Origin of the sequence: Corynebacterium mustelae (assembly GCF_001020985.1) — a bacterium.
In the GTDB taxonomy this organism is placed as follows: Bacteria; Actinomycetota; Actinomycetes; order Mycobacteriales; family Mycobacteriaceae; genus Corynebacterium; species Corynebacterium mustelae.
On record NZ_CP011542.1, the window covers coordinates 13,648 to 32,180 of the forward strand.

At 51.8% G+C, this 18,533-nt stretch carries 15 protein-coding genes and 4 tRNA genes; 15 read left to right on the forward strand and 4 right to left on the reverse strand.

Annotated elements, in window-relative coordinates:
• Window positions 1-95: 95 nt before the first annotated feature.
• The 8 genes from gyrA (at window position 96) to CMUST_RS00100 (ending at window position 7,523) form a co-directional block, all read left to right on the forward strand.
• On the forward strand, window positions 96-2,672 hold the full coding sequence (gene gyrA / locus CMUST_RS00065) for a DNA gyrase subunit A (RefSeq protein ID WP_047260808.1): 2,577 nt from the start codon (window positions 96-98) through the stop codon (window positions 2,670-2,672).
• Window positions 2,672-3,016 carry a DUF3566 domain-containing protein gene (locus CMUST_RS00070; protein WP_047260809.1) on the forward strand — a complete coding sequence of 115 codons (345 nt, stop codon included), beginning with the start codon at window positions 2,672-2,674 and terminating at the stop codon, window positions 3,014-3,016. The genes gyrA and CMUST_RS00070 overlap by 1 nt, the downstream gene beginning before the upstream one ends.
• Before the next feature lie 188 nt (window positions 3,017-3,204).
• Window positions 3,205-3,281 (forward strand) — tRNA-Ile (locus CMUST_RS00075).
• A gap of 9 nt (window positions 3,282-3,290) precedes the next feature.
• Window positions 3,291-3,363: transfer RNA gene (locus CMUST_RS00080), tRNA-Ala, on the forward strand.
• Between the two features lie 513 nt (window positions 3,364-3,876).
• A complete protein-coding gene (locus CMUST_RS00085; RefSeq protein ID WP_236690130.1) occupies window positions 3,877-5,553 on the forward strand; it encodes an ABC transporter ATP-binding protein/permease in 1,677 nt (558 codons plus the stop codon).
• A complete protein-coding gene (locus CMUST_RS00090) occupies window positions 5,550-7,247 on the forward strand; it encodes an amino acid ABC transporter ATP-binding/permease protein (protein WP_047260810.1) in 1,698 nt (565 codons plus the stop codon). Before CMUST_RS00085 ends, CMUST_RS00090 begins: the two co-directional genes overlap by 4 nt.
• A gap of 117 nt (window positions 7,248-7,364) precedes the next feature.
• Window positions 7,365-7,441, forward strand: a tRNA-Ile gene (locus CMUST_RS00095).
• Between the two features lie 9 nt (window positions 7,442-7,450).
• A tRNA-Ala gene (locus CMUST_RS00100) sits at window positions 7,451-7,523 on the forward strand.
• 396 nt (window positions 7,524-7,919) lie between these two features.
• On the opposite strand, the gene pdxR is transcribed toward CMUST_RS00100, so the two are convergent.
• Window positions 7,920-9,329, reverse strand: coding sequence for a MocR-like pyridoxine biosynthesis transcription factor PdxR (gene pdxR / locus CMUST_RS00105; protein ID WP_047260811.1), 1,410 nt, complete (start codon window positions 9,327-9,329; stop codon window positions 7,920-7,922).
• Window positions 9,330-9,419: 90 nt separating this feature from the next.
• Here pdxR and pdxS point away from each other — a divergent pair, with 90 nt between their 5' ends.
• Entirely contained in the window at window positions 9,420-10,304 is an 885-nt protein-coding gene (pdxS, locus tag CMUST_RS00110) for a pyridoxal 5'-phosphate synthase lyase subunit PdxS (RefSeq protein WP_201779210.1), read from the forward strand.
• 198 nt (window positions 10,305-10,502) lie between these two features.
• Here the strand turns inward: pdxS and CMUST_RS00115 are convergent, their stop codons facing one another.
• Window positions 10,503-10,949 (reverse strand): protein kinase family protein, encoded by a 447-nt coding sequence (locus CMUST_RS00115; RefSeq protein ID WP_047260812.1) that lies wholly within the window; start codon window positions 10,947-10,949, stop codon window positions 10,503-10,505.
• A gap of 78 nt (window positions 10,950-11,027) precedes the next feature.
• Between CMUST_RS00115 and CMUST_RS00120 the strand changes: the two genes are divergently transcribed.
• The 5 genes from CMUST_RS00120 to CMUST_RS00140 all read left to right on the forward strand — a co-directional run bounded on the left by CMUST_RS00120 (window position 11,028) and on the right by CMUST_RS00140 (window position 16,739).
• Window positions 11,028-12,275 carry a hypothetical protein gene (locus CMUST_RS00120; RefSeq protein WP_047260813.1) on the forward strand — a complete coding sequence of 416 codons (1,248 nt, stop codon included), beginning with the start codon at window positions 11,028-11,030 and terminating at the stop codon, window positions 12,273-12,275.
• A gap of 123 nt (window positions 12,276-12,398) precedes the next feature.
• Window positions 12,399-13,400 carry a substrate-binding domain-containing protein gene (locus CMUST_RS00125; RefSeq protein ID WP_047263223.1) on the forward strand — a complete coding sequence of 334 codons (1,002 nt, stop codon included), beginning with the start codon at window positions 12,399-12,401 and terminating at the stop codon, window positions 13,398-13,400.
• On the forward strand, window positions 13,397-14,425 hold the full coding sequence (locus CMUST_RS00130) for an ABC transporter permease (RefSeq protein ID WP_047260814.1): 1,029 nt from the start codon (window positions 13,397-13,399) through the stop codon (window positions 14,423-14,425). Before CMUST_RS00125 ends, CMUST_RS00130 begins: the two co-directional genes overlap by 4 nt.
• Window positions 14,426-14,431: 6 nt before the next feature.
• Window positions 14,432-15,190 carry an ATP-binding cassette domain-containing protein gene (locus CMUST_RS00135; protein WP_047260815.1) on the forward strand — a complete coding sequence of 253 codons (759 nt, stop codon included), beginning with the start codon at window positions 14,432-14,434 and terminating at the stop codon, window positions 15,188-15,190.
• Between the two features lie 235 nt (window positions 15,191-15,425).
• Window positions 15,426-16,739 carry an ATP-binding protein gene (locus CMUST_RS00140; protein ID WP_083987369.1) on the forward strand — a complete coding sequence of 438 codons (1,314 nt, stop codon included), beginning with the start codon at window positions 15,426-15,428 and terminating at the stop codon, window positions 16,737-16,739.
• A 6-nt stretch (window positions 16,740-16,745) separates the two neighbouring features.
• Here CMUST_RS00140 and CMUST_RS00145 read toward each other — a convergent pair whose 3' ends face one another.
• Window positions 16,746-17,087, reverse strand: a complete 342-nt coding sequence (locus CMUST_RS00145) for a hypothetical protein (protein WP_047260816.1) — start codon at window positions 17,085-17,087, stop codon at window positions 16,746-16,748.
• A 33-nt stretch (window positions 17,088-17,120) separates the two neighbouring features.
• On the reverse strand, window positions 17,121-17,828 hold the full coding sequence (locus CMUST_RS00150; RefSeq protein WP_052844446.1) for a hypothetical protein: 708 nt from the start codon (window positions 17,826-17,828) through the stop codon (window positions 17,121-17,123).
• Window positions 17,829-17,906: 78 nt separating this feature from the next.
• On the opposite strand from CMUST_RS00150, the gene CMUST_RS00155 reads away from it, so the two are divergent.
• The gene (locus CMUST_RS00155; RefSeq protein WP_047260817.1) at window positions 17,907-18,431 is read left to right on the forward strand and encodes a peptidylprolyl isomerase; all 525 of its coding nucleotides are present in this window, start codon (window positions 17,907-17,909) and stop codon (window positions 18,429-18,431) included.
• Window positions 18,432-18,533 lie beyond the last annotated feature (102 nt).

Below are 18,533 nucleotides of genomic sequence, written 5' to 3' on the forward strand. Positions count from 1 at the left end.
ATCTGATACCATCTGTGTGTGAAAAACGCCGCTACAGCGCCATAGCAGGATAGAATTGGTACGTTCATCATTTTTGAAAAACGAAAGGCGCTTTAATGAGCGACGATCTCTTCTCCGGAGACGAATACGATCGGGTAAAACCGATCGACCTAAACGAGGAGATGCAGACTTCCTATATCGACTACGCGATGTCAGTCATCGTGGGTCGAGCGTTGCCTGAGGTGCGCGACGGTCTCAAACCTGTGCACCGCCGCATTCTTTATGCAATGTACGACAACGGCTACCGGCCGGATCGTAGCTACGTGAAGTCCGCTCGGCCCGTGGCAGACACCATGGGTAATTACCACCCGCACGGCGACTCTGCCATTTATGACACTTTGGTGCGTATGGCCCAAGACTGGAACATGCGGTATCCGCTTGTCGACGGCCAAGGTAACTTCGGTTCCCGAGGCAACGACGGTCCCGCCGCCATGCGTTACACCGAGTGTCGCTTGACCCCGTTGGCGATGGAAATGGTGCGTGACATCCGCGAAAACACCGTGGATTTCTCGCCCAACTACGACGGCAAAACCCAAGAACCGGACATCCTGCCCGCCCGGGTTCCGAACCTACTCATGAACGGTTCGAACGGTATTGCGGTGGGTATGGCAACCAATATTCCACCGCATAACCTGCGGGAACTAGCGGACGCCATTTATTGGTTACTGGAAAATCCTGAAGCTGAGGATACCGCCGCGCTTGAAGCGTGCATGCAATTTGTTAAGGGCCCCGATTTCCCCACCGCTGGCCTCATTGTTGGTACCCAAGGCATTAAAGACGCCTACACCACTGGGCGCGGTTCGATTCGGATGCGCGGTGTTACCTCCATTGAAGAAGAGGGAAGTCGCCAGACAATCGTCATAACCGAGCTGCCGTATCAGGTAAACCCCGACAATTTGATCTCCAATATCGCCGAGCAGGTGCGTGACGGCAAACTCGCTGGCATTTCCAAGATCGAGGATGAGTCCTCTGATCGCGTCGGTTTGCGTATCGTCGTCACCTTAAAGCGGGATGCGGTGCCTCGGGTTGTGCTCAATAACCTGTATAAGCACTCTCAGTTGCAAACCAGCTTCGGCGCTAACATGCTTTCCATCGTCGATGGGGTGCCGCGTACCTTGCGGTTGGATCAAATGCTTCGGCATTACGTCGCCCACCAGATCGAAGTTATTGTTCGCCGTACCCAGTACCGGTTGGACGAGGCTGAAAAACGTGCCCATATTTTGCGTGGTTTGGTCAAAGCGCTCGATATGTTGGACGAGGTCATCGCCTTGATCCGTCGCTCTGAAACTGTTGACATTGCGCGCAGTGGTTTGATGGATCTGCTTGCCATTGACGAAGTCCAAGCGGACGCCATTCTATCCATGCAATTGCGCCGGTTGGCGGCTCTGGAACGGCAAAAGATCATCGACGAATTGGCCGAGATTGAAGAAATCATTGCTGATTTGAAAGACATTCTCGCCACACCTGAACGTCAGCGCACCATCGTGCGGGATGAGTTGAAGGAAATCGTCGACAAGTACGGCGACGAGCGTCGTTCTGAAATCATCGCCGCCACTGGCGAGGTTACCGAAGAAGACCTGATCGCCCGCGAGAACGTCGTGGTTACCATCACCTCCACCGGCTATGCGAAACGCACCAAGGTTGATCTTTATAAATCGCAGCGACGTGGTGGCAAGGGAGTTCGGGGTGCAGAACTCAAACAAGACGATATTGTGCGGCATTTCTTCGTGTGTTCCACGCATGACTGGATTTTGTTCTTCACCAATTTCGGTCGCGTCTACCGTCTGAAGGCATACGAACTTCCTGAGGCATCCCGTACCGCGCGGGGACAGCATGTGGCTAACCTGCTGGAATTCCAACCGGAAGAACGCATAGCCCAGGTTATCCAAATCCAAAGCTACGAAGATGCGCCGTATCTTGTATTGGCAACCGCCCAAGGTCGGGTAAAGAAATCGCGATTGTCGGATTACGAATCCAACCGCTCCGGTGGACTAATCGCCATCAACCTTCAGGAAGGCGATAAGCTCATCGGCGCAGCGCTGTGCTCCGGCGATGACGACTTGCTCCTGGTATCTGAGGAAGGCCAGTCGATTCGCTTCAAGGCCGATGATGAGCAACTGCGTCCGATGGGCCGCAGCACCGCTGGTGTTAAGGGCATGCGGTTTAGGGGCGACGACCAATTGCTCGCTATGACAGTAGTTCGCGAAGGTGCGTTCCTTCTCGTTGCAACCAGTGGCGGTTACGGCAAACGCACTAGCCTGGAAGAATACTCTTCGCAGGGGCGTGGCGGTGTTGGTGTCGTTACTTTCAAGTACAACCCGAAGCGCGGCAAGCTCATTGGTGCCTTGGTTGTTGACCAGGATGACCAAATCTTTGCCATCACTTCCGCCGGTGGCGTAATCCGCACCGAAGTTAATCAGATTCGACCATCGTCGCGCGCCACCATGGGGGTACGGCTGGTGAATTTGGAAGATGGGGTGGAATTGCTCGCCATTGACCGTAATGTTGAAGGCGAAGGTGAGGAAGAAGCTTCCGCCGTTGCTGCTGGTAATGACGGTAAAAAACCCGTCAACCAGCAAGAAACCATTGATGAAATAATCGATGAAACCGCCACGAATGAAGGTGACAGCTAATGGCAACACGTGAGTATTCCATTCAGTTCATTTCACCCATGTCAGCGTTTCGCACCGGGTTCGCCTTGTCGATCATCGGATTGTTCGCTTGGCTGGTGTGCTCCGCATTTCTATACTTCGGCCTTAAAGCGGCTGGGGTGTGGGGACAATTCAACGATGTAATCGGCGGTGTTGGCGGCGAACAATCCATCACCTTCGGCGTAGTGATGTCAATGTCGCTACTGGTGGGAGCGATCTTTGCAATTATTTCCTCCTGCCTGGCACCACTGATGGCTATTGTCTATAACGCGGTTGTTGATCTGTTTGGCGGCATTCGCGTGACCTTGCGTCAAGAGGTGGAGTAACCAACTCTAAACCGTGGGGTGTGGGTGAGAGGTTTATGCTTGTCGACGCTCCACGGTTTGCGGCCGCTTTAGACACGGTAGGTTAAAACTTGCTAGACTTAAGTTCGTCATGATGAGTCTTAGGTATTGACCTTGTGATTTGCCTAAGCTTTACCGACCGGATATAGTTCTATTTCGTTCCGTTTTTTGGGCCTATAGCTCAGTCGGTTAGAGCGCATCGCTGATAACGATGAGGTCGCAAGTTCGATTCTTGCTAGGCCCACCATGGAATAAAGGGGCATTAGCTCAATTGGTAGAGCGTCTGCCTTGCACGCAGAAGGTCAGGAGTTCGATTCTCCTATGCTCCACAAATAGGCTCCCAACCAGTACTGGTTGGGAGCTTTCGCATTCCCGCCACCTTGTCCTGAATATCGTATCGCTGAAATTGTGACTACCTAACAAAGTGTTCAAACGAAAGATGGTTTTTGATAGGCATCTAACCAGTGTCGATGGTGAAATTACCAATAACAATTGGCGCCATATTCGAAGAAGGAATACTGGCGTTGATTATCCGGATGACAGTATTCGCGGATCTAAAAACATCACAAAATTCACCTAAAGGGAAGTCATAGCGCTGTCTAGCCATGACTCAATGACCTGGATTATCAGGCAATATACCAATCTGTCGGGAAATCAGCGTATTTATCTTAGAATCCCGGTGAACGAGTCCATGCCGAAAAATTTACACCTGATAGTTATTGTTTCCCCATTATTAACCATGGCAGGTTTTCTGGATAGGTGAAGCGAAACTTCCCCTCATGCCCCAATGCACAGCTCAGATCAATTGGGGGAGGGGATAGCCAGCTAGTTACTATATCTTTATGAAACTTAGGCAACGCAAAGCTGCATCGTCATCTGCGGCACGGCCTGCAGTTCCGTATCGGCTGAGTAATTTAGCTGTGGTGACGATCGTCCTCAATGTTGTTCTTACCTGGTGTGCGGTTGGCGGAATGTGTCTAACATTCATCGGCGCGGGAAAAATAATCGACGCTTATCCCGGCGACTACCCGGTGACACTGATAATTGCCGGGCCAGTGCTGGTATTTCTCGCGGTGCTGCTACGCACCATCATTGAGGCCCGCGGCCAGATCAGCGAGGAATGTCGTATCCGCCATCGCATTGTTGATGCAGTGTTTGGGGCGGGTCCGGCGCACATGGCCACTACCCGCACCGGGGCGGTGGTGTCACTGGCTACTGAATCCAGTGAGAAAATGATGGCACTGCGGGTGAAATTCGTAGCCCAAGTCATTTCCTCGCTGAGCGCACCACTACTAGTCATAGCGACAGTGGCTGTGGCGATCTCAGTAAAAATAGCGTTGGTGTTACTTGCTATGCTTCCCATTGTTCCGCTGCTCATCGGTGCGTTTAGAAAAGTCGTGTCCAAAGTATCCAGTGGCTCCCAGGATTCGCGGAAAGCCCTGGCTGCGGCGTATATGAACGCGCTGCAATCGCTGAGCACATTGCAACTTTTAGGCGCGGCAGGTCGAGTCGCAGAACAATTGGCAGAAACCGGGGAGAAAAACCGAGTTGCGGTGATGAAACTGCTGCGCGGTAATCAATTGATTTTATTTGTCATGGATTCCGCATTCAGTCTTGCGCTGGTTACCGTGACAGCCGGGTTAGCGATGTGGAACGCGGCGAATGGCACCATTACGACCGGTCAGGCGATTGCGCTTGTAGGTTTAAGCATCTTGCTATTAGAACCCATGGATCAAGTTGGCGCGTTTTTTTACGTCGGAATGAGTGGATTAGGTGCGCAACGCGGCATTTTCGCATTTCTACGGAAGCGCACTACCACCACAAATGACGAGGTTAGGCCTAGCCGGAAAGTGGATGTGAAAAACGCCGATGGCTCCGAACCCGTCGTGATAGTCGACAACGTCGACTTCGGTTACGAGCAACCAGTCCTACGCGGCGTCAACCTGAACATTTACCCAGGGGAACGAGTAGCGATCGTTGGTCGGTCCGGGCAAGGAAAATCCACCTTGTTGTCCCTTATCAAAGGGGCGTTGCAGCCAACCGAGGGAACGGTTGAGGTGGCGGGAGCTTCTGGTACTGCGTTGGCTGGGGCGTCGGCAAGCGTTATGCAAACAACCTGGTTATTTAGCGGTACCATCGCGGATAACCTGCGTATCGCCCGCCCGGATGCCACCGAGACGGATATGTGGCAGGCACTAGAGCGCGCCCTCGTTGCGGATGAAATCCGCAGGTTACCCGACGGGATAGACACGGTGCTAGGCGAACAAGGCCTGGGGTTATCGGGCGGTCAGGCGCAACGGCTTTCCCTGGCGCGGGCAATCATCTCCGGCAGAAAAATCGTGCTTCTCGACGAACCCACCTCGCATGTCGATTTGGTGTCAGAACGCAAAATACTCAATGCCATTGATGACCTAGGACGGGATTACACCCTCATCATGGTTACGCACCGATTAGGGGCATTAGCTGGGATGGATCGGGTAGTAGAAGTCGACAACGGAGAAATTAAGGAACGCGCATGAACCACAACCCAACCGTTATACAGTTGGTGACCTGGCTTCTGGGCATCACCCGTCCCGTACTTAGGCCACTAGCTGTATCCACACTGTGCCGCATTCTTAATCAAGTACTGGGAATAGTGCTCTACGTCGTGCCGGTCTACGCAATAATCGCCGGGAACCTCACAATCTCCACAGTAATAATCATCATGGTAGCTGCAGCACTAGCCAAGGCGTTCCTACGCTATCTCGAACATTATTTTGGGCATTTAGTGGCGTTTAAAGCACTTGAATTAATCCGCATCCGGGTTTTTAAAGACATCTACCCGCAGGCACCAGCCATCATGTCACGCACCGGAAGCAAAGCTGTGGGAAGCGGTGACATGCTCAGCCGACTAACCCGAGACATCGGCCAGATCGAAGTATTCTTCGCCCACACCACCGCCCCGGTCATCTCCGCGATTGTGGTGCCCACCGCCGTCATCATAGCCATCAGTATTCTTGCGCCGTGGCAAGGGCTCATTGCGGCGATTATCCTGCTTGTGGTCTTTGTTATCACCATTGATACCCACGTCTATCGGTATGCGGTTGAGGTCACCGGAATCCGCGGCACCATCGCTCAACACGTTACCGATTCAGTCGGTGGAGTTGCCGAAGTTACTGGTTATGGTGCAAGTAACCGCCGCATGAAGCAACTCGATGAGCTCGAACAACCATTGGTAACCAAAGTGCGGCGTCGGGGTGCGGTAGTAGGGGCACGCAACGGCCTAGTAGCAGCCGCGCGCATGTCAGTTGTATTCATGCTGCTACCTGGGGCGGATAATCTGGCAGTAACAGTAGCTTCCATGTTCGCAGTTCTGCGCTGCTGGGACATGATTAACGAAGTCACAGATCTAAGCAACCACCTCTCGCAATCCCTGGCGGCTGCGCGCCGGGTATGGACGCTGTCCCACGCGGGCTTGCAATTGCCAGAAGGTGAACACGAAATTTCGCCGCATGGGCCCGGGTTATCCGTGGCATGGCAGGATGTGAGCTTTAGCTATGAGTCCGCCGCGCACCCGGTGGTGGAGAACATTAGCCTTAGTGTTTCGCCTGGCCATTGGGTTAATATCGTGGGTTCCACCGGTTCTGGTAAATCGACGCTTGCCAAGCTACTATTGCGGTATTGGGATGTGGGTGCCGGAAAAATCGAACTCGATGGGGTGGACATTCGGGACATGTCGCTGGAATCGTTACGCTCAGCGGTCGCCGTGGTCACCCAGGATATTCGTGTCGGACATGCAACAGTTGCGGAGAATCTTCGATTAGCCCGGCCCAATGCCAGCGATGAGCAGCTTTTCGACGCCCTCACCGTCGCCTGCCTTGCGGATGAAGTAACACTTAGCGATAACGTTGGTGAAGGCGGAATGGCATTATCCGGCGGCCAGCGCCAACGATTATCGCTGGCCCAAGCCTTGTTGCGGGGCGGAAGAGTATTGGTTCTCGATGAATTTACCGCCCACCTCAACCCGGAACTCGTGGCCCAAGTGCGAAGCCGACTATTAGCCGCCTATCCAGATGTCACCGTCATTGAGATTTCCCATGCGCTCGATGATATTGATTCCGCCGATTGGGTGGCAGTCATGGATCAAGGCCGAATTGTCGAACAAGGAACCCCAACACACTTGCGTGCGGCGGATGGTGCATTATGTCATTTACTCAGCCGTGATAAACGTTAAAAGAGCACACAAAAAGCCTCCCCAATGCTGTGCTCTTAATGGAGTTTTATTGTTATTGAACTGGCGTTTTGCTAAGTGTAATCGCTTAGGATAAAGTTCTATTTCGTTCCGTTTTTTGGGCCTATAGCTCAGTCGGTTAGAGCGCATCGCTGATAACGATGAGGTCGCAAGTTCGATTCTTGCTAGGCCCACCATGGAATAAAGGGGCATTAGCTCAATTGGTAGAGCGTCTGCCTTGCACGCAGAAGGTCAGGAGTTCGATTCTCCTATGCTCCACAAATAGGCTCCCAACCAGTACTGGTTGGGAGCTTTCGCATTATTACGATAACTACGGTTTTCCGCAGCTCCTGCATGCAATTCCAAGGATGTCAAGCGTTTATGTTTTAGGTGAGCTTAAATATACGCGGAATGATTCCAACCAGATTTTGTGGTTGATTGGTTAACAATCATCGCTGTGCTATCGTCGGGCTTGCAAATGGGAATCACGTAAATTGTATATGGATAGCATATAAGCGAAACCATTCATTTACCTGTACTCCCATTCCTTCTTCCAAGGCGCTCCCCTAATTCCGGGTTGAGCGCCTCGTTTGTTTATTCCAGACCTTAGTTTCACTTTTGTCCCCTAACTCCTTTTTTGAAATTTAAACTTCACAGTCGTGGAAAACCTGTCATTCATTTGCTCCTGGTGGCGTGGGCTATTTCGTGAAGTGCGAAGTCTAGGGTGTCGTCGTCATGGCAGCCGAAGCCAAAAACGATGCCGTTTTCGGCGTTGTCGCCACCCCAATAATCTTCAAGCGCGGTCACGTGGATGCCGCTTTTTGCACATTCCGCCACGATTTCGTGAGCGGGCCGTGTGCATAGCAATACTGCGTGAAGTCCACCGGTGATAGGGAGGAGGGTTGCATTGGGAAGGTCAGTTAAAACCGCCATGACGCTATCGCGGCGTCGACGATATATGCGCCGAAGCCGAACGATGTGGCGTCGTAAAGCACCAGTGCGCATGAAATGAGTCAACGCGGTTTGGGTGATAGAACTTACTGGTTGGCCGGAGATTGACCGTAGGTGCGTGAGTGCCGGAATCAACTGGTGGGGAACCACCAGGTAGCCGCAGGCAACGGCAGGGGAAACCACGGCGGAAAAAGTGCCCAGCAAGACTGTGTTTTCTGGTGCCAATGCCGCCAGCGCGGGCACCGGTTGACCCACGTAACGTAGTTCAGAGTCGAAGTCGTCTTCGATAATGATACTGCCCGTGTCACGTGCCCAATGTGCTATCGCTATTCGACGACTACCAGACAACACGCCGCCGTAGGGGTATTGATGACTCGGGGTGATAAGAACAGATTGATTATCCGGCAGGCTCTGGAGTTCTTTGGGGTTCAATCCCGCTGAATCTGTTGCGATATTGTGCAATGCAAACCCCAAAGATTCCGGTATGCGACGCAGGCTGGGAAACCCGGGGGCTTCGACCCCTACTATCTTCGCGGTGGGATGCTGGCTGGGTAGCGCCCGAAGAAAAAGCGTCAGTCCTTCGCGGCTACCAGCGGTAACGAAGATGCGTTCTGGTTCGACCACCAGGCCGCGCATGAGCCGTAGATGTTCGCTTATCTCGTTGCGAAGATTCAGGTCACCTGCCTCGGGTGCATTATTGGTCACCGCGATGGCTGTGCATGCTTTGCGCCAAGCCGCCCGCCAGGTGGCATCCACGATGGTACTGGTGTCGGGTAGGCCGGGAGTTAAATGAATTTCGGCGGACGTGGGTCTTGGTGGTTTGGGGTGGCTGCCATCGCTGTGGGGAAATGCCGGTGTGGTGAGTTTGCCTAATTCGGGATTAATTTTCGTGCCGGAGCCGCTGATGCTCACGAGGAATCCCTCAGCAATGAGCAATTCGTACGTGGCCACGATTGTTCCACGTGAAACCCCGGTCTGTTGCGCTAATGTTCGGGTGCTGGGCAGGTGATCGCCAGCGTTTAGTAAACCTGTGGTGATGAGTGTTTTTAACTGCTGTGCTAATTGGGTTGGTAGCGGTCGGGGATCGGTTGTATCGGGGGTTAATGAAACATCGGCTACAAGATCAGGGCGCATCAGAATCACAGTTGCACACAAAAGTGGTCCATTGCAACTTGCGTAATGTGGATCTGGTTGATAAACCGCTTGCGTGATTCCATGGGCTACATGGCAGAAAATCTAATGGATAGAATCAAACGCACGCCAGCCCAGGCGCTTATCGGTGGGGTAATTATGGATGTGGTGAATCCGGATCAAGCGCGTATAGCTGAAGCCGCCGGAGCAACAGCAGTGATGGCATTGGAACGGGTGCCTGCAGACATCCGAGCCCAAGGGGGAGTTGCCCGGATGAGTGATCCTGCGATGATCGAAGAGATCATAGCGGCGGTTACCATCCCGGTGATGGCAAAGGCGCGAATTGGGCATTTTGTTGAAGCACAAATCTTGCAAAGCTTAGGCATTGATTTCATTGACGAATCGGAAGTACTAAGCCCGGCGGATTACACGCACCACATTAATAAGTGGGATTTCACCGCGCCGTTTGTGTGCGGCGCTACCAATCTTGGGGAAGCGTTACGACGGATTACTGAGGGGGCGGCGATGATCCGCTCGAAAGGGGAAGCTGGGACGGGGGATGTTTCTGAAGCGGTCCGGCATTTGCGGACGATCACGGGGGAGATCAATAAGCTGCGGACGCTGCATCCAGATGAGCTATTTGTGGCGGCTAAGGAGCTGCAAGCTCCTTATGAGCTAGTGCGTAGCGTTGCAGAAACTGGCAAGTTACCTGTTGCGTTGTTTGTTGCAGGTGGCGTTTCTACCCCGGCTGATGCAGCATTGGTTCGGCAGTTAGGTGCTGAGGGAGTTTTTGTGGGGTCGGGAATTTTCACTGCTGAGAACCCGGAGAAACGAGCCAAAGCGATTGTGCAAGCAGCGACGCATTACGACAATCCGCAGGTTGTTGCTGATGTTTCACGTAATCTTGGCGCGGCGATGGTGGGGATAAATGTTATGGACATTCCTGCGCCGCATCGGTTGGCCGAACGGGGGTGGTAATTAACACTAGATTTTTCGTTGATAAGAACACAATGGAAGTTTCTAAGTTTATCGTCCATTTTCAATGCGAAGTCTGAAAACGTTTGCATATGAAAACAGTCTCATTGGGGCGTCGAAAAGTAGAAAATTTGACGGTTAAAATATCTACTTTTTGTCGCCCCATTGTCGTTAGTGCTGCCTGTTTATATGCATTATTTTTTACATAACTTCAGCATCGGAAAGATTCTCGAAACCCACAATCTTTTCTCCGAAACCAGTTATCAAAATTCCATAGGGGGCACCAATAGGTAGGTCGCATTCTTGAAAAAGAAGATCCCAGTTTTCACCGTCTCTAAAAGTAAAAAGCGGAAGATCTATAAATTTTTTGTTATCAAAATTGGTGCAGGTATTGGTATCTTTCAATCCCACTTTTTCGGGGGTGGTGGCGATAGTTCTAAGTAGCAATTCCAAAGCCTCATGTTCGAATTGCGTACTTTTATCGACAATTTTTGTAATAAAGTCGAAATCGATGGAATTAATATCTAGGTTTTCGTCGATTTCTATAAAAATATTGCCCGAGTTTAAAAAGTAAATCTGCGAATCCGGGGTGGGTATAACCTCCATTTCGCCAATAGGGGTTAAGACGGTTTGCTTCTCGACGTTCATGAGAAGAATAATAAAACCTTACAATATGAAAAACCTTGGTATAACGTGAGAGAAGAACAAAGTAATTCAGGAGTCGCCATGTCTATTTCCATAACCCCCGAACATGTTATGCGTGCTCGGCAGCTGGTTTTGGCAGCCGCCGCACGAAATAAGCTGGTAGCAACTATTCAAACCACTGAATCTGGTGAGATTTTTGCTCTTGATAACGGCTATGGAATTAGCGTGCAAACGTTTGCTGAGCGAATTGCGCAAGCGGATCAGGCCGAGTGGGCTGAATTAGCAAACCAAATAGTTCGCACCGGGCATGACGATTCGGTTACCTCTGCCGCTATTACCGAAACTGAGACCCAGAGCGGTGTTTCCATTAATCCGGAAGTAGATTCGCAACCAATTGCCGAACCTGAGCTAGTTATTGGTGGCATTTCGGGTTTACTGGCGGACTCACAACTTTCAGTTGCTGGTGATGAATCAGAAACGGTACCTGTATTAGATCAAGACGCTATAGCGCCTAGTGAGACAGCTGCTATTTCTAGCGTTACTGCTCAGGCAGGGGATGTTTCTGACATGGCTATTAGCACTATTACCATGCCAGAATCCGTTATTACTGAAGAAACTAGCGAGCCAGCTATCAATGCCCCGGTTCAATCGACGGTTACCGAGCCACCAGCAAAAACTGAGGCTGAGATTCTGCGCAGTATTCGCACCCGCCTGATTCCATTGGATGTCAATGACACCGAGCGTTTCTCTTACGCTCGGAAGTTCCCGGCAGGAATTCTTCAAATTCTTTGCGAAGATACCCCAGAGGCAGTGAAGCTTCTCACTGCTGAAAACGTAGCTGAGTTAAATATCCCGCTGGAAAAACTCTATGAGGTTGGTCAGGCAAACACCGATGCTGAGCCTATTTCGCGCATCGTTGATGTTGACGACACGGTGCGAGTTATTGAGGGAGAAAGTTTCTTTATTGCCGCAAAAGCTGGCAACATGCGCGCGCTTGTCGATTCCGTCATTGGTCCGGCTCCGCACGGAGTTGTTTTTGGTATTCCCAATCGCGGCACGATTGTTTTCGCGCTACCGCACACTCTTCATCCCGCTGATGCGCTCATTGGTGTTACTCAAACGATGGATTCTATCGCACGTAACCCGGAGGTATATCACCCTGGTGGTTTGATAAGTTCTGCTGCGTTCTACTGGTCGCCGGACGATACCATCGATGTGGTGGGTTGCCGTCGGAAAAAAGACAACGGTGAAGAGACATTATCGATTGTTCCGTCGGAGGCGTACGAGAAGTACTGCCCACTAGGTTCGCATCAGAATTTGCTTTTCTAAATTGTTTTTGACTTAAAAAAGGAAAAATAATACTTTCTTAACACCCAGCTTAACAGCACTTTATCGGTAAAGTTGCAGGTCAAAGGGTTTGACGTTGGGCAATTTATCAGCCACCATGATTCGGTGAAGTCTTTTAAAAAAGCGATTCAAATTCTTGCCAGCCTCACTCTCATAGGTGGGTTGGCAGCCTGCTCTTCAACCGGTGGTGCTCAGAAAAACGCCGCCGACCCGGCGTCGACAAGCGGCGGTACGGTTGACACCCCACGGCTCGTTGTTGCTATGGTTACCCACGGCGCGCCCGGTGATACTTTCTGGGATTTAGTGCGCAAAGGCGCAGAGGACGCCGCGAAGAAAAACAACATTGAATTGCGGTATTCTAACGACCCACAAGCCCCTAACCAGGCAAACCTCGTGCAAGCAGCCGTTGACGCGAAAGTCGACGGCATTGCTGTGACCTTGCCTAACGCCGAAGCCATTGGCCCGGCTGCCCAGAAAGCCGTGACCGCTAAGATTCCAACCGTCGCACTCAATGCGGGAATGGACGAATACCAAAAATACGGAATTTCTGGCTTTTTCGGGCAAGAAGAAAAAGTTGCTGGCACCCAAGCGGGGGAACGTCTCAACAACGACGGTGCGAAACATGCGCTGTGTGTTATCCATGAGCAGGGAAATTCCTCCCAAGAATCCCGTTGCGCCGGATTGGCTGACGGTCTCAGTGGCGGCAAGGTAGAGATTTTGTACGTCAACGGCCAGGATCTGACCGCCGCCCAAGCAACAATGCAAGCAAAACTTGCCCAAGATCCCAATATCGATTGGGTGATGGGGCTGCAGGCTCCGGTCGCTATCCGCGCCATTGATGCCGTATCCGCCGCAGGTTCGCAGGCGAAAATTGCAACATTTGACACCAATGCGGAATTAGTAGATGCAATCAAGAACCAGAAAATTGCGTGGGCGGTCGATCAACAACCGTATCTACAGGGATACCTCGCTGTTGATGCACTGTGGTTAGCCAAGCGCAACGGAGCCACGGTCGGCGGTGGTCGTCCGGTATATACCGGCCCTAGCTTCGTTGATGAAACAAATGTTGATACCATCGCGGCAGCAGCTAAGGCAGGACTCCGATGACCGAAACGTCAGCCGACGATCGCCTTAACTCCCGCACGAGCTTTTCGACGCTTATCCGCCGTCCCGAATTAGCCAGCGTCCTAGGGGCTGTGGTGATCTTTGCACTATTTATGGTTGTTGCACCCCCATTTCGCTCTTTTGAGGCTTTCGCCACCGTCTTGTATGCCAGTTCCACTCTCGGAATTGTGGCACTCGCGGTGGGGCTTTTGATGATAGGTGATGAATTTGATCTTTCGTCTGGCGTGGCTGTGACCACAGCTGCCCTGTCCGCTACCATGCTTAATTACAATCTCGGGCTTAATTCCTGGGTCGGTGCTGCCATCGCCCTTGTGATCTCCCTAAGCATTGGCGCGCTCAATGGCTACCTCGTTACCCGCACCGGCATTGCGTCGTTCCTTATCACACTGGCGGCATTTCTCATGCTGCAGGGACTAAATCTCGCGGTAACCAAACTTGTCACCGGACAGGTAGCAACCCCACCAATTAGCGATATGGAAGGTTTCCCCTCAGCTCGGCTGGTTTTTTCTGGTTCCATCCCGATCGCGGGCATTAACGTGCGGGTTACCGTTTTCTGGTGGATATTCTTTGTCGCAATCGCATCATTCATGCTGTATAAAACCCGATTCGGTAACTGGATTTTCGCCGTTGGTGGCGACCAAAACGCTGCCCGCGCCGTGGGTGTTCCCGTACGAAAAGTTAAAATAATCCTCTTCATGTTTGTTGGGTTTGCCGCATGGTTCGTCGGAATGCACACCCTTTTTGCCTTCGACTCCATCCAAGCAGGCCAGGGAATTGGAAACGAATTCCTTTATATCATCGCCGCAGTCATCGGTGGCTGCGCTCTTACCGGGGGGCGCGGCACCGCCATAGGAACCGCAATCGGTGCGCTCATCTTCGGAATGACAAACCAAGGCATCGTCTATGCCGGGTGGAATCCCGACTGGTTCAAATTCTTCCTCGGCGCAATGCTGCTATTCGCCGTGTTGACCAATACCTCTTTCGCCAAATACACCACGAGGCGGTAACCCACTATGGCAATCATCGAACTACGGGACATCACCAAATCCTATGGCTCCTTCGACGCTTTGCGTGGGATTAATCTCACCGTCGATGGTGGGGCTGTAACCTGCGTCCTTGGCGATAACGGTGCCGGAAAATCCACCTTGATAAAAATACTTTCTGGGTTGCACGAACCCACCAGCGGCGACATGCTTATCGACGGCGAACCAACCCACTTCGCCAACCCTCGCGCCGCCCTCAATGCTGGAATTGCCACCGTCTACCAAGATCTCGCCGTTGTCGATCAAATGTCCGTATGGCGTAACTTCTTCCTCGGCAACGAATTAACCAGCGCATTCGGCCGACTGAAAGCCGAAGAAATGAAAAACATCACCCAGGAACAACTACGGGGAATGGGCATTGACCTGCCCGATGTTGATGTGGAAGTCGGCAGTCTGTCCGGTGGGCAACGCCAAGTAGTCGCAATTGCTCGCGCCATCTACTTCGGTGCCCGCGTCCTCATTCTTGACGAACCCACCGCCGCGCTTGGCGTTAAACAATCCGGCATGGTTCTCAAATTCGTCGCCGCTGCCCGCGAAAACGGCATTGGCGTGGTGCTCATTACCCACAACCCACACCACGCCTATCTGGTTGGCGACCAATTCACCATCCTCAACCTGGGGCGACAAATACTAAACGCGGATCGGGACAGCGTCACTTTGGAAGAACTAACCAAACAAATGGCTGGTGGTGGTGAACTTGAAGCACTAAGCCACGAACTCAGCCGATAGCTGGTCACAGCGGAACCCACCAGGCGCACCTTGCTGCAACAAAACCAAAGCCTGGTGGGTTCCGCTAATTCGTGCGGTGGGTTCCGCTAATTCGTGCGGTGGGTTCCGCTAATTCGTGCGGTGGGTTCCGCTAATTCGTGCGGTGGGTTCCGCTAATTCGTGCGGTGGGTTCCGCTAATTCGTGCGGTGGGTTCCGCTAATTCGTGCGGTGGGTTCCGCTAATTCGTGCGGATAAGTGACAAAATGGTTTTTAGCAGGGACAATAGAAGATATAAATGTAGAGTATCCTCGCTTCCAGCTTCCGGTCTTAGAAAAGCGACTTCGACGAAATCCGGTCGTCGTTATCCAAGGGGCCCGACAGGTGGGTAAAACCACTCTTACCCGGATGACCGATGGTGTGGTCTCCGAAAAGGAAATTGTTTTTACAAACTTAGATGACGCAAACACGCTTCGGTATGCGCAGGAAGACCAAAAATCGTTTCTGTCACAAGCCAAAAATGGTCTTCTTGTTATTGATGAGACGCAACGGCTGCCCGAATTACTGTTAGGCATTAAAGCCGTAGTAGATCAGTCCCGGCGGCCAGGCATGTTTCTCCTTACTGGGTCTGCTGACATGCTTGAAGTCCCGAGTGTTGCCGATTCACTGGCTGGCCGACTGAGTCGGATTAATCTATTTCCATTAAGTGCAGGTGAAGTGGAACATGAACCTGGGCGACCGCACGAGGATTTTGTGAGCTTTATCCAACAAGCAAGCGCCAATGACATGAGGAAATTGCCGAAAGATTCGCTTGAGCCCAGGCGGATTTTATTAGGTGGGTATCCTGAGATTCTGCTGCGCGAAGATGACATGGAAGATTGTTACGACTGGGTAGAAAACTACGTTCAATCACTTGCAACTCATGACGCCAAGGAGGTTTTTGGTGTTCATAGTAGCGGGGTCATACTGGGGATCATTCGTCGAATAGCGGCGGAAGGGATAGCTGAGTTTAATGCCTCAAAGATTGCGCGAGAACTTGATGTTTCCGAGCGAACCGTGCGCAAGTACGTCGAAATTTTGACCGCGATGCGACTTGTTCACGTGGTACCGGCGTGGAGCCGCAATACGACACAACGGTTGATAAAACGACCGAAAGTTTTGCTCAACGATTCAGGCTTGGCAATGATGGTGACGAAGCTGCACCTTGAACAGTTAACTGCTGTAGGCGGGCGTGAAATACTTGGGCATTATTTGGAACAGTTTGTTGTCGCAGAGCTTTTTAAACAACAGTCTTGGAGTGCAACACCATTCAAGATTTTCCATTACCGGCATCGGGATGGACAGGAAATTGATGTTTTGCTGGAAACCAACGACGGAACGCTCATCGCTATCGAAGTGAAACTAGGCACCACGATTCACGAGAAATGGTTGAAAAATCTCACATCGTTTAAACAGCAATACAAAGACCGCAAGGTTATCGGCGTTGTGCTTCATGGCGGAGACGACGTACAGCACATGCATGGATGGCTACATGTGCTGCCAATTTCGTCCTTGTGGCGACACGGCCTGTGATAGAGCCTAGTCGCAGGTGTTTTCGGCAAGTGAGTGCTTTTCGACGAATGCGTCGTACCAGTCGTCATAATCGTCGGGCACTTCACTCACAAAACCGTTACCATGCGCGAGAAGCATAGCTGTGTGGTACGTCTCTTCGTGAGCATCCAACAAGGCTGTGTAAAACGTTGGTGGGTCAACGCGCAGCATGTACTCGGTTACTTTTTCCTCAGCACGCTTAGGGTTCCACCGGAGGTAGTGGGTGAGAATACCAAACAACATGTAGGAAAAGCTGCGTTGATTGCATACAAGGGTCTCCCCAGTTTTCTCGTTAGTAAGAACGATTCCGTCGCGGAATTGATCAAACATAATTAGGCTTCACATAAAAGCGGGAGAGAGCGGTTACTTCTTGCCTTTGCGTTCCAGCTTAAGCTCTAGTTCTTCTGCTTCCTTGGCTTTAGCGGCGGCCTCGGCGTCGTCGTCAAGCGGAGCGTCGGAATGCTTAGCCAGTTGCTCTTCTAAGGCGTCGAGTAACTCCTCGTCGCGTTCAGGAGCACCCTCAGCGGGAGTGGCGGTGGAATACACCAAGCGGGATTCCTCAGCAGCGTAATCGTCAACCTTTGGTGGTTCCGTGTCGTATTGCTTCTTGCCCTGACCCAGGCCGAAAAGGTAATAAATCGCACCGCCGAGAGCAGCAGCAATCGCGGCAGCTAAACCGAACGTGAGCAACTTCTTGCCGCGCTTTTCCTTGCGGGCGAGCTTTTTAGCCTGCTTCTTAGCAGCCTTAGCCTTCTTAGCTTGTTGTTTTTTAAAAGCAGCAGTTTTGGTGTGTGCTTTCTCACCTAGCTCGGCAATTTTGTCGGTAGCGCGTTCAGTCGCCTTATCCAGATGCATTTCAGACTTCACATCGTCGATACGCTTGAGTGCTTTCTCCGATAGAGTGTTGAAACGCTGCGTGGATTCGTCGATAAGCCCCTGCACATTGTAGGTATTAGCGGCATCAACCAACGCCTCGTAAGCTTGCTTAGCTTTACGATCACGGTAGTCAGCGTAGCTCCCGTAAGCTTTCTTTGCGACGGTAGTGGCGGTCCTTAGGGCAGTAAGATTCATGTTCGCTCCTAGAAAAATCAACGACAATCATTCCCCAGCCTAGCGATATTTAGCCTGGCGTGCTTTAAGATGGGCATCATGAGTTTCAAGACTGCAACTGCAATCCTGCACACCAACTTTGGTGACATTGAAATCGAACTGTTCGGCAACCATGCACCAAAAACTGTCGAAAACTTTGTCACCCTCGCACAAGGCTCCGCGCCATACACCGAGAAGAATGCCGCTGGCTCTGACGAAGGGCCATTCTACGACGGTGCCATCTTCCACCGCGTCATCAAAGGGTTCATGATCCAAGGCGGCGACCCAACCGGCACCGGCATGGGCGGCCCAGGCTACCGCTTCGAAGACGAATTCCACCCAGAACTGCAATTCGACCGCCCATTCCTGCTGGCAATGGCAAACGCTGGCCCCGGCACCAACGGCTCGCAGTTCTTCATCACGGTGGCACCAACCCCGCATCTGAATATGCGCCACACCATCTTCGGTGAAGTCACCAACGAAGACTCCCAGAAAGTGGTGGAGAAGATTTCCACCACTACAACTGACTACTCCGACCGCCCAGTCGAGCCAGTAGTCATCGAGTCCATTGAGATCAAAGACTAAACACAACAGCTTTTAATCCCCAGTTTTACACAACGCATATGAACGACAAGTTCGGCGAGTGAAACTGGGGATTTTTGGGTTGCGAAAAACTCCTGTACCAAA

Coding starts and splice junctions, on each gene's coding strand:
- gyrA (WP_047260808.1), top strand. CDS start 96: ATGAGCGACGATCTCTTCTCCGGAGACGAATACGATCGGGTAAAACCG.
- CMUST_RS00070 (WP_047260809.1), top strand. CDS start 2,672: ATGGCAACACGTGAGTATTCCATTCAGTTCATTTCACCCATGTCAGCG.
- CMUST_RS00085 (WP_236690130.1), top strand. CDS start 3,877: ATGAAACTTAGGCAACGCAAAGCTGCATCGTCATCTGCGGCACGGCCT.
- CMUST_RS00090 (WP_047260810.1), top strand. CDS start 5,550: ATGAACCACAACCCAACCGTTATACAGTTGGTGACCTGGCTTCTGGGC.
- pdxR (WP_047260811.1), bottom strand. CDS start 9,329: ATGCGCCCTGATCTTGTAGCCGATGTTTCATTAACCCCCGATACAACC.
- pdxS (WP_201779210.1), top strand. CDS start 9,420: ATGGCAGAAAATCTAATGGATAGAATCAAACGCACGCCAGCCCAGGCG.
- CMUST_RS00115 (WP_047260812.1), bottom strand. CDS start 10,949: ATGAACGTCGAGAAGCAAACCGTCTTAACCCCTATTGGCGAAATGGAG.
- CMUST_RS00120 (WP_047260813.1), top strand. CDS start 11,028: ATGTCTATTTCCATAACCCCCGAACATGTTATGCGTGCTCGGCAGCTG.
- CMUST_RS00130 (WP_047260814.1), top strand. CDS start 13,397: ATGACCGAAACGTCAGCCGACGATCGCCTTAACTCCCGCACGAGCTTT.
- CMUST_RS00135 (WP_047260815.1), top strand. CDS start 14,432: ATGGCAATCATCGAACTACGGGACATCACCAAATCCTATGGCTCCTTC.
- CMUST_RS00145 (WP_047260816.1), bottom strand. CDS start 17,087: ATGTTTGATCAATTCCGCGACGGAATCGTTCTTACTAACGAGAAAACT.
- CMUST_RS00150 (WP_052844446.1), bottom strand. CDS start 17,828: ATGAATCTTACTGCCCTAAGGACCGCCACTACCGTCGCAAAGAAAGCT.
- CMUST_RS00155 (WP_047260817.1), top strand. CDS start 17,907: ATGAGTTTCAAGACTGCAACTGCAATCCTGCACACCAACTTTGGTGAC.